A 13,052-nucleotide genomic window follows, 5' to 3' on the forward strand; every position below is an offset into this window, starting at 1 on the left:
GGACACGCCGCAACCTCTGAAGCGTCTTCAGCTGGTCGTGCCGGAGACGCCTATCCACGCGATGTCGGGCTGAGCGCCGGTCGCGGCAACGCGTCGGATCCCTATTCCACGGCCAGTTCGCGCGGCGCGTCCGAGATCGTGATCCGCGGCACGAACAGCGCCAGCACCAGGGTCAGCAGAGCCACCGCGAAGACCGTCCAGAACGTGCCGTGGAGGGCATGCTGGAGTCCGTGCCGGATGACGTCGCCGCCGGCGCCAAGGCTGCCCGGATCCTCCAGGAGGCTCCGGAGCTGGCCGGAATCGACCGGTGAGCCGTCTGCCGGATGGGCCAGCCGGTAGTTCAGCACCGCGCCGAGCGCCGTGGCACCCAGGGTCGAGCCGAGGTTGCGCGCGAAGATGTTCGACGCGGTGGCGGCGCCGCGCTGCGCCCAGGCCACGCTGTCCTGGATGATCACGATGGCGGCGGTGGACAGGAAGCCCATGCCGAGCCCCATCACGATCGAGCCGCAGGCGGCCACGATCGGCGAGGACTCCGAACCCAGGGCGACGAACGCGGTGGCGCCCAGCGGCAGCAGCGTCGCGCCGACCAGCAGCGTCGGGCGCAGGCCGAAGCGCACGAAGTTGCGGGCCGCCGTGGTGGCCCCGATCGGCCAGCCGAGCACCATCAGCGTGAGGGTCAATCCGGCGATCAGGGGCGACTGCCGAAGGACGCCCTGGACGTACATCGGCAGGAACGCGGTGAGCCCGATCACGGTCATGCCGGAGAGCAGCGTCGCGGCGTTGGTGGTCGCGATCGGGCGCTGCATCCACAGGCGGACATCGAGCATCGGGTCGGCGGCGCGGCGCTCCTGGAGCACGAACAGGATGGCCGCCACCGCAAAGCCGAGTGCCGGCCACAGGGCCGCCGAAGCCGACGTGCCGGCCTCCGTCAGCGCCATCATCAGCGCGGCGATGGCCGCGGTGAACAGGGCGGCACCCAACGCGTCGATCGGCCGGCTGCGCCGCTCGACGCTTTCCCGCAGGTAGACCAAGAACAGGCTCGCCGCGACGAGCCCCACGGGCAGGTTGATCCAGAAGATCCACGGCCAGCTCAGATGGCCGATGATCAAGCCGCCGACCAGGGGGCCCGCCACCGACGAGATGCCCCACACGCTCGCGAGATAACCCTGGACCTTGCCGCGTTCCCGGGCCGGATAGAGATCGCCGATGACCGTCAGGCTCACCGGCTGGATCGCGCCGGCCCCGACGCCCTGGACGAGGCGGAACAGGATCAGCGACGGCATCGACCAGGCGAGCCCGCACAGCAGCGAGCCGGCCAGGAACACGGCGATGCCGAACAGCAGGACCGGGCGGCGCCCGTAAAGATCGGACAGCTTGCCGAACACCACCGTGGTGGCGGTCTGGGTCAGCAGGAACGAGCCGAACACCCAGGCATACAGATGGAGGTCGCCAAGCTGGCCGGCGATCTGCGGCATCGCGGTCGAGACGATGGTCGCCTCGATGGCGATCATGAACATCGCCGCCATCACCGCGGCGAGGACCAGCGGGCGGCGCGTCTCGGAAGGACTGGGCATGGGCGCGGTCTAGGCCCGGCTCCGGCCGAGACCTAGCGCCGAAGACGGGCTCCCGCACGGCCCCGCTTCCGGGCCGTGCGGGAGCGCACATCCGCGGCTACGCTTCCACGTCCGCGTCCAGGTCCCGGCCGCGGGTCTCGGGCAGCAGGAAGGCCGCGATCGTCCCGACCAAGCTGAAGGCCGCCAGGTAATAGGCCGGGGCGAGCCGGTCGCCGGTGGCGGCGATCAGCCAGTTGATCACGTAGTTGGTGCTGCCGCCGAAGACCGAGACCGAGAGCGCGTAAACGATCGACAGCCCGGCGCTGCGCACCGCCCGCGGCAGCGCCTCCGGAATCCCGACGATCACCGCCGCGGCGTTGATGGAGGAGAGGGCCGAGAGCAGGAAGGTCACGGCGTAGACGCTCATGGCGCTCGGGGATCGCACCACCCAGGCGAAGGCCGGGACCGCCAGGATCAGGATGAGCGCCCGCGGCCAGATCATCACCGGGCGCCGTCCGACCCGGTCCGCCAGCCAGCCGCCCAGCAGCGGGAAGATCACCGAGGCGAGACCCAGCGCGATCGGCACCGCGGTCGCGGCGGTCTCGCTCAGGCCCAGGGTCGCGCCGGCATAGACCGGCATGTTGGTGCCGACGGCGTTCGACACCGTGGAGGCAGCGATGACCAGGAAGGTCAGGCCCAGCAGGCGGCCGTGCTCGCGCAGGAGACGCCCGACCACCGCGAGGGTCGAGGGGGCAGCGTGGGGATCCTCCTCGGCGCCGGCGGTCTCGGGCAGGTGGCTGCGGATCACCAAGCCGACCGGAACGACGCAGAAACCGAGCGCGAACATCAGCCGCCAGCCCCAGGCCGACATCGCCTGATCGCCGACCACGAGGGCCAGGATGGTCGCGATGATGCCGGCGAACAGGGCCGCGCAGCCCTGGCTGGCGATCTGCCAGCTGGTCACGAAACCTCGCTTGGCCGGCGGCGCCGCCTCGAGCAAGTAGGCGGTGGACGGGCCGACCTCGCCGCCGAGCGCGAGGCCCTGGATGAGACGGCCCGCGATGACGATCACCTGTGCCCAGCCGCCGATGGCCGCGTAGGACGGGCATGCGGCCAGCATCAGCATGCCGAGCGCCATCAGCGCGATGGTGATCAGCATCGCCGGCTTTCGCCCGGCCCGATCCGCGAAGGCGCCGATCAGCACGCCGCCGATCGGCCGCATCACGTAGCCGATGCCGAACAGGGCGAGCGACGCCAGCAGGCTGTGCGTCGGGTCGGTGGCCGGAAAGAACGCTTCGCCGATCGGTTTCGCGAAGAACGCGTAGACCGTGAAATCGTAGAATTCGAGGGCGTTGCCGAGCACCACGGCCCCGACCGCCTTGCGATCGAGGGCGGCGTGTACCTGCGTCGTGGCATCCATCAGCGAGTCGGCTCCCCGGCCGGCGGATGCTTTGCGATTCCCCCCGTCACCGGCTCGGCGCCATCGGAGACGGCTTCGTCGTAGCCCGCAAGCCACCGGTCCCGGGCTTCGGTGCCTTCGGCATAGGGGCAGGCCTCGCGGGCCAGACCCTTTCCGGGCGCGGCCTTGCCGAGCGCATGCGTGTCGAGGTCGTTCGGTGGCGAATCCATTCGGGCGGCGCTCCTCGTGTGGCGGCCGCCGCGATGTAGGGCGCGCGGGGCGGGGCGCTCAATGCAGGGTCGGATCCGCGTCCGGCGGCAGCGATACGACCTCGCTGAACGGGAATTCCAGAACGACGTCGCCGGCTTCGTCGGTGACCACCAGGCAGGCGGTCAGGAGCCTGGCCTGATCCCGGGCCTCGGCCAGGGCCGCACGGATCGTGTCCTGGGCCTTCTCCCAGGCCTGATCCGGATCGCGCAGAGCGACGCCGGTCGCATCGGTGATCACGTCGTCGCCGATCTGCGTGTGGAAGAAGTAGCGCGGCATGGCCTTCAACCCCGGGTGTCGACCGCCCCCGCGGGGCGGCAGGCACCAGATGGGGATCGAGGCGGCCGCAATCAGCAACCGGACTCAGCCGTTGGCGGCGCTCCGCGCCGGAGCGGCGGCGACCGGTCGGAGGGTGTGCACGGTGGCGGAGGCGCCCCCCGTGCGGTGGAGCTTCTCCATGGCCATCAGCGGCCGCAATTCGGGCTCCGCGAAGTCCATCAGTCGGGCGTTGCGCCAGCGCGGCTTTCCGGCGCCACGACCGAACCAGCGCGGCCGCACCTCCTCGACCAGCAGGACGAGTCGCCCCGTCCAAGATTTGCGGAACCAGAATCGCCCCGTCAGAGACATCGTCCGATCCTTGTCGACAGTCCCGCCCGGTACGATGGGCCGGGATCACGGCGCCCCGCTCTCGCGTCGCCCAATACCCGACTTGGCCGCGGACTTACCAGTCTTCGAAGCCGAACAATTGCGAGTCGTTCGATATCCACAGGCCACCACCCGGCAGTTCGGCGCTCAGCGCATGACGTGACGCACGACCAGGCCGAGGACGAGGAGCCGGACCAGCCCCGAGGTCACGTAGACGAAGCCGCGTAGGAGCGCGGATTCCAGCGCATGGTGCGCCGAGACCTGCCCAGGTCCGTCGGCGCGAGACTCCGCGGATGACCGCGCCGCGCCGCGCACACCGCCGGGAGGGGCAGCGAGAATGCGGGTCAGGCTGTCCGGCAGTGGTCTGTGGTGGGTCGTCACGGATCGGAAGGATAGGCGCCGCCGGGCTCGCGTCACAAGACACCTCTACTGAGGAAGCCGGCGCGGGTGAATCGTCGGCCTGCCCGTGATAGAGAGCGCCGACCCCTGCGGGACGGCCCGCCCTCGGCGTGCGATCATGTCCCTGCCCCCTGTCCTGATCACGGGCGTCGCCGGCTTCATCGGCAACGCACTCGCGCTGCGTTTCCTGGAGGCTGGCCGGCAGGTCGTGGGCCTCGATAACGTCAACGCTTATTACGATGTCGGCCTGAAGGAGGCGCGGCTCCGGCGCCTCGATCCGTTCCCGGGCTACAGCTTCGCGCGCCTCGACCTGACCGACACGGCCGGCCTCGATGCGCTGTTCGTCCGGCACGGCTTTCGAACCGTCGTCCACCTCGCCGCGCAGGCCGGCGTGCGCTACTCGCTGACGAACCCGCAGGCTTACGCGGCAAGCAACCTCGTCGGCTTCCTCAATATCCTCGAGGCCTGCCGCCACGGCGGCGTCGAGCACCTGCTCTACGCGTCATCGAGCTCGGTCTACGGGGCGGTCACGACGATGCCGTTCTCGATCCACCAGAACGTCGACCATCCGGTGAGCCTCTACGCGGCCACCAAGAAGGCCAACGAGCTGATGGCCCACAGCTACAGCCACCTCTACCGGCTGCCGACCACCGGCCTGCGCTTCTTCACCGTGTACGGACCCTGGGGCCGACCGGACATGGCGATGTCCCTGTTCGCCCGCGCGATCCTGGCCGGGGAACCGATCCAGGTGTTCAACGAGGGCCGGATGCGGCGCGACTTCACCTATATCGACGACATCGTCGAGGGGATCGTCGCCCTGGCCGAAAGACCGGCCGCGGCCAACCCGGACTGGAGCGGAGCGGATCCGGATCCGGGCACCAGCACGGCGCCGTATCGGATCTACAACATCGGCAACAACGAGCCGGTGGAGCTGATGCAGATGATCGCGCTTCTCGAGGAGGCGCTCGGACGCAAGGCCGAGACGATCCTGCTGCCGATGCAGCCCGGCGACGTGCCGGCCACCTTCGCGGATATCGACGACCTCGCCCGCGACACCGGCTTCCGGCCGGCGACACCGCTGAATCTCGGCATCGCGCGTTTCGCCGCCTGGTATCGCGGTTTCTACGGACTTTGAGCGGGGAGACTGCGGCTCAGCGACGACGTTCCAAAGGTCGATGCGGTCGTCCCGTGTCGCGTCGCCGGTAGCCGAGCAAGGCCGCGATCCCCACGAAGGCAGCCAGCGCCGTCCACATGCCGCCCTCGCCGAGCTTGCCCACCGCGACCGACAAGCGATCCGGCTCGTCGACGAGCGCGATCACGATTCCGACAAGACCGCAGAGCGTCACAAAGATCGCTAGGACGCGGAAGGTCATCGTGGGCACTCCCGGCGCCGCGAAGGACGCGAGGCGACAGCCTTGTCTATGACTTCGCCCGAGCGGAGCGCAACCGCCCAGCCGACACCGGGCGCTGTCGCCCCATCCCGATCCAGCTTCCATCGGCCGCAGGCCGCCGAGGGCGGGCCCCGCCGTTGAAGGTTTGGTCGCCAGCGCATGCGGCGGGACGACGACCTCGCGAGGCTAGGCCGTTGCACCATCTGCGTGTAATCATTTAGAGCTGTTCCAGGCAGGAAAGCTCTGCTTTAAACGCTGCCGCGACAGCGGCCAAAAGGAGGAAATCCATGCGTTCACTCATTCTCGGCGCCGTTCTCGCTGCCTTGCTCCCGTTCTCCGCGCAGGCCCAGGAGGCCGGTGACGCGGCTGCCGGCGAGAAGGCGTTCGCCCCGTGCAAGGCCTGCCACAACTTTCAGAAGAACGGCGTCGGTCCGGACCTGAAGGGCGTCGTCGGGCGCAAGGCCGGCACCTACGAGGGCTACAACTACTCCGCCGCGCTGAAGAATTCCGGCATCACCTGGGACGAGGCCAACCTTCACGAGTGGCTGAAGAACCCGAAGACCAAGGTGCCCGGCACCAAGATGATCTTCCAGGGCTACCCCGACGACAAGAAGATCAACGACGTGATCGCCTACCTCAAGACGCAGTCCTGAGCCCTCGCTCCAAGGTCTGACCTCCAAACGAAGGCATCCGCGCAGCCGCGCGGGTGCCTTCCGTCGTTCAGGACCGCCCGATGAGCGGATCGAGGCTCGAGACGGCGTGCTATTCCGGGATCAGCCCGGCTTGAAGCCCGAGCCGCAGGGTCACCAGATCGTTCAGCAGATCCTTCCGGCCCTGCACGTTCAGGCCGGTCCTGTCGCCCGCCTCGTCGGGGAGGCAGGCAAGCACGTCGCGCAGCTTGGCTCCGGCGGGCGTGAGGAAGATGCTGACCTGCCGCTCGTCGGCCCGGTCGCGAGCGCGCCGCACGCGACCGGAGGCTTCCAGGCGCTTGAGCAACGGCGTCAGGGTCCCGGAATCGAGGAACAGGCGGTTGCCGATCTCCTTGACCGACAGGCCGTCCTCTTCCCACAGGACCAGCAGGACGAGATATTGCGGGTATGTCAGCTCGTGCTGGCCGAGGAGGTTGCGATAGGCACGGCCGAAGGCGTGCGCGGCGGCGTAGACCGCGAAGCACAATTGGTTGTCGAGACGCTGCCGGTCCCGCTGCGATAGCTGGTCGACGGACGCCTGACCCGCCTCGGTGGTTGGCGCAGCGCCGCTCTGCGGAGCAGTCGGGCCTGACATGAGGTGGACTCTCTCTGGTAAAGGCGGCCTATCGTACCGGTATGCCGAAGGGCACTCTTAGTCAGTTCGTCAAACCTGTACAATTCTCGTGGACCGCGGACGTGCCACAGATCCTCTGCGACGTTCAGCCATCCATCAACGGGTGCAGATCTCGTACCATCGCTTTCAGGCGTTCATCGAGGACGTGCGTGTAGATCTGCGTCGTCGAGATATCGGCGTGGCCGAGCAACTCCTGAACGATGCGTAGGTCGGCCCCGTTCTGCAGCAGATGACTGGCGAAGGCGTGGCGCAGGACGTGCGGGCTGACGCGGTCGGGGCGCAAGCCCGCGGCCAGCGCGACGGCCTTGAGGTCGCGGGCGAAGGCCTGCCGGGTGAGGTGGCCGCTGTCGCTGTCGGCGGGAAACAGCCAGGGGGACTCCTCCGGCACCGCAGCGAGGTGGGCGGTCATCGCGGCCCTGGACGCCTCCGTCAGCGGGACGAGCCGTTCTCGGCCGCCCTTGCCCTTGATGAACAGGTAGCGCTCACGGGTGGCGCCCGCGGTGCGCGGGAGGGCGACGAGTTCCGAGACGCGCAGGCCCGTCGCGTAGAGAAGCTCGAGCAGGCAGACCATCCGGCGGGCCCGGCGCGCCGGACTGGGCTGCTCGTCGGCGGATGCCGCCGCGTGGGCGGTGGCAAGAAGCCCGTCCACCTCGGCGATCGACAGCACTTTCGGGAGCGTGCGGCCCCGGCGCGGTCCCGAGACCGCGACGCTCGGATCGGCTTCGGCGTATCCCTCGGCGTAGAGAAACTTGTGGAAGCCGCGCACGCACGACAGGCGCCGCGCCGCCGACGACGCCATCAACCCCCGTGTCTCCAGGTCGGCGACGAAGGCCCGGAGGCTGTGGGTGTCGGCCTCTTCGAGCGGGATGCCCGCGCGCTTGAGATAGGCGAGGTAATCGTCGAGGTCGCGCCTGTAGGCGGCCAGCGTGTTGGCGCCGGCACCGCGCTCGGCGGCCAGCATGTCGAGATAGGCGGCGACCTCCGGGGACGGGGGCGGAGCCGCGCCGCCGGCGACGGCCGCGCTCAACGGCTGCCCGGTTGGAGCTTCGAGGCCGGGATGGTCACGGTCATCTCCCGGGGCGTCGGCACCACGAAGTTGGCCAGCGCGAACATCGCCGCGAAGACGAGGCCGGCCAGGATCGCGAGGGTAGCGAAGAAACGGAACAGGGTCGGCACGTCGGTCGAACCTCGGGCAGACGAGCGCAGTCGACGGGGAGGGAGCGCGCGGAAATCTCCCCCGAAATGTCACGAAGGCTCGGTTTCGAACATGCGATCACGGCGCTGACAAGGCCTGGAAGGACACAGCGATGCGTTTCGCAGGCCGCTTGAATCGCGCTAAGAGCCTGGCACAGGATTGGAAGCCCCCCGGCGAGGCGCGTACGGGGCGGCGATAGGGAGCCGGAGACGCCACGATCATGCGATGCTGCCGTCGATGAACGAAGAGGACGTCGGGGAACCGATCGAGGCGCGCCTGCGCCGGGCGCTGGGCCTGCGCTCGATCGTGCTCGTCGGCTTGATGGGGGCGGGCAAGAGCACGGTCGGCCGGCGCTTGGCCAGTCGGCTCGGACTGATCTTCAAGGATGCCGACAGCGAGATCGAGGCGGCGGCCGGCCTGACCATCCCCGATATCTTCGCGATCTACGGCGAGCCGAGCTTCCGCGACGGCGAAGAGCGCGTGATCTCGCGCCTCCTGCGTGCCGGCCCCCTCGTGCTGGCCACCGGCGGCGGCGCCTACCTGCGCGAGGCGACGCGGGTGCGCATCCGGGAATCCGCCATCTCGGTCTGGTTGAAGGCCGATCTCGACGTGCTGATGCGGCGGGTGCGCAAGCGCGGCAACAGGCCCCTGCTCCACACCGACGATCCCGAGGCGACGATGCGCGACCTGATGGCGGTCCGCCACCCGGTCTACGCGGCCGCCGACGTGGTGGTGATCTCCCGGGAGGTCTCGCACGACCGGGTCGTCCAGGACGTGCTGGAGGCGCTGGACGCCCACATGAATGCCGCCGCCCCGCGCCCCATCGCCGCCCAGTGACGCCCAGTGACGCCCAAGCGAGCCTGTCCGTGACCGAGCCATCGACCCAACCGGTTCCCCTGACGGTCCACGTGCCCCTCGATGCCGGGCGCGACTACGACATCCTGATCGGGCGTGGCCTGATCGAGATGGCCGGCGCTCAGGTGGCGGCCCTCGGGGGCCGGCGGGCGGCGATCGTCACCGACGAGAATGTCGGGGCGCTTTATGGCGAGCGGCTGCGCGACAGCCTGGAGCGGGCGGGCCTGAACGCGGGTTTCGTCACGGTGGCGCCCGGCGAAAGCTCGAAATCCTACGCGGGTTACGCGCAGGTCTGCGACGGCCTGCTGGCGCTGAAGGTCGAACGCGGCGATCTCGTGGTCGCCCTCGGGGGCGGCGTGGTCGGGGATCTCGCCGGTTTCGCGGCTGCCACTCTGCGCCGGGGCGTACGCTTCGTGCAGGTCCCAACCAGCCTGCTCGCCCAGGTCGATTCCTCGGTGGGCGGCAAGACCGGGATCAACGCGCCGCTCGGCAAGAACCTGATCGGCGCCTTCCATCAGCCGCGCCTGGTGCTGGCCGACACGGGGGCCCTCGACACCCTGTCCGAGCGCGAGATGCGTGCCGGCTACGCCGAGGTCGCCAAGTACGGGCTGATCGCCGATGCCGGCTTCTTCGACTGGTGCGAGGCCAACTGGCGCGGGATTTTCGCGGGCGGTCCGGAGCGTGACGAGGCCGTGGCCGCATGCTGCCGGGCCAAGGCCAGCGTGGTGACCCGGGACGAACGCGAGGACGGCGAGCGCGCGCTGCTCAACCTCGGACACACGTTCGGGCACGCCCTGGAGCGGCTCACGGGCTACGAGTCGGCTCGGCTGGTCCATGGAGAGGGCGTCGCGATCGGTCTCGCCCTGGCCTTCCGGTTCTCGGCCCGGCTCGGGCTCTGCGCCGGGCAGGATGCCGGCCGCGTCGCCAACCACCTGGCGCTCGCCGGCCTGCCGACCCGCCTCCAGGCGGTTCCGGGCGGATGCGGCGACGCCGACGCCATCCTCGAAGCGATGGCCCAAGACAAGAAGGTCCGCGACGGCGCCCTGACCTTCATCCTTGCCCGCGGCATCGGCCAGAGCTTCATCGCTCCAGGGATCGACCGGGGGGAGGTGCGGGCGTTCCTGCTGGACGAACTGGCTGCCGATCGTCAGGCCTGAGGGTCTTCATCCGACCATCGGCCTTGCCTTGCGCCGGTCGGACCGCTATGAGCCTGCCACGTCCGGGACGGCGCAAACCGTCACGGAGGTCTGGCTCGAACGGCCCTCGGGGCGCTCGGGGCAGAGGTTCGAGATCGGTGCGCCGATCTCGCCGGTTGCCGGTGTAGCTCAGTGGTAGAGCAGCGCTTTCGTAAAGCGAAGGTCGGGGGTTCAAATCCCTCCTCCGGCACCACTTCCCTCCCTAAACAGCCCTAGCGAACCAGGTCGAGCCGCGAGCGGCCGGAGCGCGTGTCGGCTGAAAGCCGCCGTGCCTGAGCGTTACATGCGCAGCACCTTCTTCGGAACCGGATTGCCCATCCTGGTGTAGGGCCTTCTGTGCCGCGCGGCGGCCCACGGGCGGGGATACGTCATGAAAGCCGAGATCCTGGACGTCCGGTTCGTCCACGAGGGCTGGAGCCGATTCGGGATCGCCAAGGTGCGTCTCGCAGACGGCGCCGTGGTCGAGCGCGAGATCGAGGATCACGGCAATTCGGTTGGTGTTCTACCCTACGATCCGGAGCGGCGGGTCGCCACGCTGGTGCGGGAGCTGCGGGTGCCACCCCTGTTCGCGGCCGGCGAGCAGGTCCAACTGGAGGCGCCGGCCGGCCTCATCGACGACGGCAGCCCGGAGGAGAACGGCCGCCGGGAGGTGCTGGAGGAGGTCGGCTTGCGCCTGCACGCGCTCGAATTCGTCGGCGCGACCTATTCCTGCGCCAGCTTGACCACCGAAAAGCTGCATCTCTACCTCGCCCCCTACGGCAAGGCCGACCGCGCCGAGGACGGCGGCGGCGCCGAGGGCGAGCACGAGAACATCCGGATTGTGGAAATGCCGCTCGCTGACCTCGCCGGGATGGCGGACCGGGCCGAACTCACCGATCTCAAGACGTTGACGCTGGTCCTGGCGCTGCGCGCCCGCCATCCGGAGCTTTTCGCGGCGTGAGAATCCGCTATCGCGTATTCGCGCAATGGTTGATCACCGCCATGGTATTCGGCGCGGTCGCCTGGATCGCGTTTCACCTGCGCTGAGCAGAAACCCGTCTCAGGAATTGAAGCGATGAGCGAAGACGCCGTCACCGCCGAACCCCACGGCCTCGACCGGGGTCTGACCAATTACGGCGACCGCGATTTCGCCCGCTACCTGCGCCGCTCCTTCGCCCGGTCCATGGGCATCTCGCGCACGCTCCTCGACAAGCCGGTGGTCGGCATCGCCATGACGCCGTCCGGGTTCAACAACTGCCATCGCGGCATGCCGGAACTGGTCGAGGCGGTCTCGCGCGGGGTGCTGGCTGCCGGGGCCCTGCCGCTGCCGTTCCCGACCGTGTCGCTCGGAGAGGTTTTCCTCAACCCGACCAGCATGATGTACCGCAACCTCATGGCCATGGACACGGAGGAGATGATCCAGGCCCAGCCGATGGATGCGGTGGTCCTGATCGGCGGCTGCGACAAGACCGTGCCGGCTCAGCTCATGGGGGCGGCCTCGGCCGGCCTGCCCGCGATCCAGGTCGTGACCGGCCCGATGTCCACCGGCCGTCATCGCGGCCAGCGGCTCGGCGCCTGCACGGATTGCCGGGGCTTCTGGGCCAAGTACCGGGCTGGAACGGTGGAATCGGAGGAAATCGCCGAGGTCGAGGGCCGGCTCTCGGTCACGGCCGGCACCTGCGCGGTGATGGGCACGGCCTCGACCATGGCCTGCATCGCCGAGGCGCTCGGCATGTCGCTGCCCGGGACCGCCGCGATCCCGGCCGTGCATTCGGACCGGCTGGTGGCCGCCGAAGAGACCGGACGCGCCGCGGTGCGGCTGATCCAGACCAAGATCACGCCGGCGCAGGTCATCACGCAGAGATCGGTCGAGAACGCGATCCGGGTCCTGATGGCGGTATCGGGCTCCACCAACGCCATCGTGCACCTCACGGCCATCGCCGGGCGCCTCGGAATCCGCATCCCGTCCGGGCGCTTCAACGAAATCTCGGACGAGACCCCGGTGCTGGTCGACCTGAAGCCCGTGGGCGAGGGCTACATGGAGGATTTCCACGCCGCGGGCGGCATGGGTGCGCTGCTGCGAGAGCTGCGCCCGCTCCTGCATCTCGACACCGTGGACGTGGAGGGCCGCACCCTGACCGAGCGTCTGGACGAACCGGCCGGCTGGGTTGACCGCGCGGTGATCCGAGCCTTCGACGATCCGGTCTCGCCGGTAGGCGGCCTAGTGGCGCTCAGCGGCAACCTGGCCCCGGACGGAGCGATCTTCAAGCGCGCCGCCGCGACGCCGGAGCTGTTCGAATCCGAGGGGCGAGCGGTGGTGTTCACCGGCCTCGAAGACCTGAGCCGCCGAATCGACGACCCGGACCTCGACGTGGCGCCGGGGGATGTGCTGGTGCTGCAGAATGCCGGGCCGCACGCCGCCGGCATGCCCGAGGCGGGCTACCTGCCGATCCCCAAGAAACTCGCCAGGGCGGGGGTGAAGGACATGGTGCGGATCTCGGACGCCCGGATGTCCGGCACCGCCTTCGGGTCGATCGTGCTGCACATCGCCCCGGAGGCGGCCATCGGCGGTCCGCTCGGAGCCGTGCGCGACGGCGACCGGGTCCGCCTGTCGATCCGCGACAAGCGGATCGACCTGCTGGTGGACGAGGCCGAGATCGCCCGCCGCCTCGCCGGCCATCAACCGCCGCCCGCTCCCAAGCGTGGCTACAAGGCACTCTACCGGCGCACCGTCACGCAAGCGCCGGAGGGATGCGACTTCGACTTCCTGATCGGGGAGGGCGAGCCGGGCTGAGGCCGGCCGCTTGATCCCCGGGCACGCCAGGGCCATCGTTCGGTGAAGAATCGGGA

At 69.5% G+C, this 13,052-nt stretch carries 16 protein-coding genes and 1 tRNA gene; 7 read left to right on the plus strand and 10 right to left on the minus strand.

Going from position 1 to position 13,052, the window contains the following annotated elements:
• Positions 1–101 precede the first annotated feature (101 nt).
• The 6 genes from FVA80_RS02845 to FVA80_RS02870 all read right to left on the minus strand — a co-directional run bounded on the left by FVA80_RS02845 (position 102) and on the right by FVA80_RS02870 (position 4,245).
• Positions 102–1,574 carry an MDR family MFS transporter gene (locus tag FVA80_RS02845; protein ID WP_147905723.1) on the minus strand — a complete coding sequence of 491 codons (1,473 nt, stop codon included), beginning with the start codon at positions 1,572–1,574 and terminating at the stop codon, positions 102–104.
• A gap of 97 nt (positions 1,575–1,671) precedes the next feature.
• Positions 1,672–2,973: an MFS transporter gene (locus tag FVA80_RS02850; RefSeq protein WP_147905724.1), complete on the minus strand. Its 1,302-nt coding sequence runs from the start codon at positions 2,971–2,973 to the stop codon at positions 1,672–1,674.
• Entirely contained in the window at positions 2,973–3,182 is a 210-nt protein-coding gene (locus tag FVA80_RS02855) for an Rmf/CrpP family protein (RefSeq protein WP_147852873.1), read from the minus strand. The genes FVA80_RS02850 and FVA80_RS02855 overlap by 1 nt, the downstream gene beginning before the upstream one ends.
• 58 nt (positions 3,183–3,240) lie before the next feature.
• On the minus strand, positions 3,241–3,498 hold the full coding sequence (locus FVA80_RS02860; protein ID WP_147852874.1) for a hypothetical protein: 258 nt from the start codon (positions 3,496–3,498) through the stop codon (positions 3,241–3,243).
• Positions 3,499–3,582: 84 nt separating this feature from the next.
• On the minus strand, positions 3,583–3,846 hold the full coding sequence (locus tag FVA80_RS02865; protein ID WP_147905725.1) for a hypothetical protein: 264 nt from the start codon (positions 3,844–3,846) through the stop codon (positions 3,583–3,585).
• 165 nt (positions 3,847–4,011) lie between these two features.
• The gene (locus FVA80_RS02870; RefSeq protein ID WP_147905726.1) at positions 4,012–4,245 is read right to left on the minus strand and encodes a hypothetical protein; all 234 of its coding nucleotides are present in this window, start codon (positions 4,243–4,245) and stop codon (positions 4,012–4,014) included.
• A gap of 136 nt (positions 4,246–4,381) precedes the next feature.
• Here FVA80_RS02870 and FVA80_RS02875 point away from each other — a divergent pair, with 136 nt between their 5' ends.
• On the plus strand, positions 4,382–5,398 hold the full coding sequence (locus tag FVA80_RS02875; RefSeq protein ID WP_147905727.1) for an NAD-dependent epimerase: 1,017 nt from the start codon (positions 4,382–4,384) through the stop codon (positions 5,396–5,398).
• A 16-nt stretch (positions 5,399–5,414) separates the two neighbouring features.
• Here FVA80_RS02875 and FVA80_RS02880 read toward each other — a convergent pair whose 3' ends face one another.
• Positions 5,415–5,636, minus strand: a complete 222-nt coding sequence (locus tag FVA80_RS02880; protein ID WP_147905728.1) for a hypothetical protein — start codon at positions 5,634–5,636, stop codon at positions 5,415–5,417.
• Between the two features lie 305 nt (positions 5,637–5,941).
• Here FVA80_RS02880 and FVA80_RS02885 point away from each other — a divergent pair, with 305 nt between their 5' ends.
• Positions 5,942–6,307 (plus strand): cytochrome c family protein, encoded by a 366-nt coding sequence (locus tag FVA80_RS02885; protein WP_147905729.1) that lies wholly within the window; start codon positions 5,942–5,944, stop codon positions 6,305–6,307.
• 109 nt (positions 6,308–6,416) lie between these two features.
• On the opposite strand, the gene FVA80_RS02890 is transcribed toward FVA80_RS02885, so the two are convergent.
• The 3 genes from FVA80_RS02890 to FVA80_RS02900 form a co-directional block, all read right to left on the minus strand.
• Entirely contained in the window at positions 6,417–6,938 is a 522-nt protein-coding gene (locus FVA80_RS02890) for a MarR family transcriptional regulator (RefSeq protein ID WP_187193579.1), read from the minus strand.
• A 124-nt stretch (positions 6,939–7,062) separates the two neighbouring features.
• Positions 7,063–7,938 carry a site-specific tyrosine recombinase XerD gene (locus tag FVA80_RS02895; RefSeq protein WP_246692487.1) on the minus strand — a complete coding sequence of 292 codons (876 nt, stop codon included), beginning with the start codon at positions 7,936–7,938 and terminating at the stop codon, positions 7,063–7,065.
• A gap of 62 nt (positions 7,939–8,000) precedes the next feature.
• The gene (locus tag FVA80_RS02900; protein ID WP_147896272.1) at positions 8,001–8,153 is read right to left on the minus strand and encodes a histidine kinase; all 153 of its coding nucleotides are present in this window, start codon (positions 8,151–8,153) and stop codon (positions 8,001–8,003) included.
• A gap of 256 nt (positions 8,154–8,409) precedes the next feature.
• Here FVA80_RS02900 and FVA80_RS02905 point away from each other — a divergent pair, with 256 nt between their 5' ends.
• The 5 genes from FVA80_RS02905 to FVA80_RS02925 all read left to right on the plus strand — a co-directional run bounded on the left by FVA80_RS02905 (position 8,410) and on the right by FVA80_RS02925 (position 12,996).
• Positions 8,410–9,009: a shikimate kinase gene (locus tag FVA80_RS02905; protein ID WP_246692242.1), complete on the plus strand. Its 600-nt coding sequence runs from the start codon at positions 8,410–8,412 to the stop codon at positions 9,007–9,009.
• Between the two features lie 29 nt (positions 9,010–9,038).
• Positions 9,039–10,184: a 3-dehydroquinate synthase gene (gene aroB, locus FVA80_RS02910; protein ID WP_147905732.1), complete on the plus strand. Its 1,146-nt coding sequence runs from the start codon at positions 9,039–9,041 to the stop codon at positions 10,182–10,184.
• A gap of 157 nt (positions 10,185–10,341) precedes the next feature.
• Positions 10,342–10,416, plus strand: a tRNA-Thr gene (locus FVA80_RS02915).
• Positions 10,417–10,593: 177 nt separating this feature from the next.
• Complete coding sequence (locus FVA80_RS02920) at positions 10,594–11,163, plus strand: NUDIX hydrolase (RefSeq protein WP_147905733.1); 570 nt, start codon at positions 10,594–10,596, stop codon at positions 11,161–11,163.
• A 114-nt stretch (positions 11,164–11,277) separates the two neighbouring features.
• Positions 11,278–12,996: an IlvD/Edd family dehydratase gene (locus FVA80_RS02925; protein WP_147905734.1), complete on the plus strand. Its 1,719-nt coding sequence runs from the start codon at positions 11,278–11,280 to the stop codon at positions 12,994–12,996.
• Positions 12,997–13,052: the final 56 nt, after the last annotated feature.

Origin of the sequence: Methylobacterium sp. WL1, from assembly GCF_008000895.1 — a bacterium.
Taxonomy (GTDB): Bacteria; Pseudomonadota; Alphaproteobacteria; order Rhizobiales; family Beijerinckiaceae; genus Methylobacterium.

Coding starts and splice junctions, on each gene's coding strand:
- FVA80_RS02925 (WP_147905734.1), top strand. CDS start 11,278: ATGAGCGAAGACGCCGTCACCGCCGAACCCCACGGCCTCGACCGGGGT.
- FVA80_RS02845 (WP_147905723.1), bottom strand. CDS start 1,574: ATGCCCAGTCCTTCCGAGACGCGCCGCCCGCTGGTCCTCGCCGCGGTG.
- FVA80_RS02880 (WP_147905728.1), bottom strand. CDS start 5,636: ATGACCTTCCGCGTCCTAGCGATCTTTGTGACGCTCTGCGGTCTTGTC.
- FVA80_RS02855 (WP_147852873.1), bottom strand. CDS start 3,182: ATGGATTCGCCACCGAACGACCTCGACACGCATGCGCTCGGCAAGGCC.
- FVA80_RS02920 (WP_147905733.1), top strand. CDS start 10,594: ATGAAAGCCGAGATCCTGGACGTCCGGTTCGTCCACGAGGGCTGGAGC.
- FVA80_RS02875 (WP_147905727.1), top strand. CDS start 4,382: ATGTCCCTGCCCCCTGTCCTGATCACGGGCGTCGCCGGCTTCATCGGC.
- FVA80_RS02890 (WP_187193579.1), bottom strand. CDS start 6,938: ATGTCAGGCCCGACTGCTCCGCAGAGCGGCGCTGCGCCAACCACCGAG.
- FVA80_RS02885 (WP_147905729.1), top strand. CDS start 5,942: ATGCGTTCACTCATTCTCGGCGCCGTTCTCGCTGCCTTGCTCCCGTTC.
- FVA80_RS02865 (WP_147905725.1), bottom strand. CDS start 3,846: ATGTCTCTGACGGGGCGATTCTGGTTCCGCAAATCTTGGACGGGGCGA.
- FVA80_RS02895 (WP_246692487.1), bottom strand. CDS start 7,938: ATGCTGGCCGCCGAGCGCGGTGCCGGCGCCAACACGCTGGCCGCCTAC.
- FVA80_RS02905 (WP_246692242.1), top strand. CDS start 8,410: ATGAACGAAGAGGACGTCGGGGAACCGATCGAGGCGCGCCTGCGCCGG.
- FVA80_RS02860 (WP_147852874.1), bottom strand. CDS start 3,498: ATGCCGCGCTACTTCTTCCACACGCAGATCGGCGACGACGTGATCACC.
- FVA80_RS02850 (WP_147905724.1), bottom strand. CDS start 2,973: ATGGATGCCACGACGCAGGTACACGCCGCCCTCGATCGCAAGGCGGTC.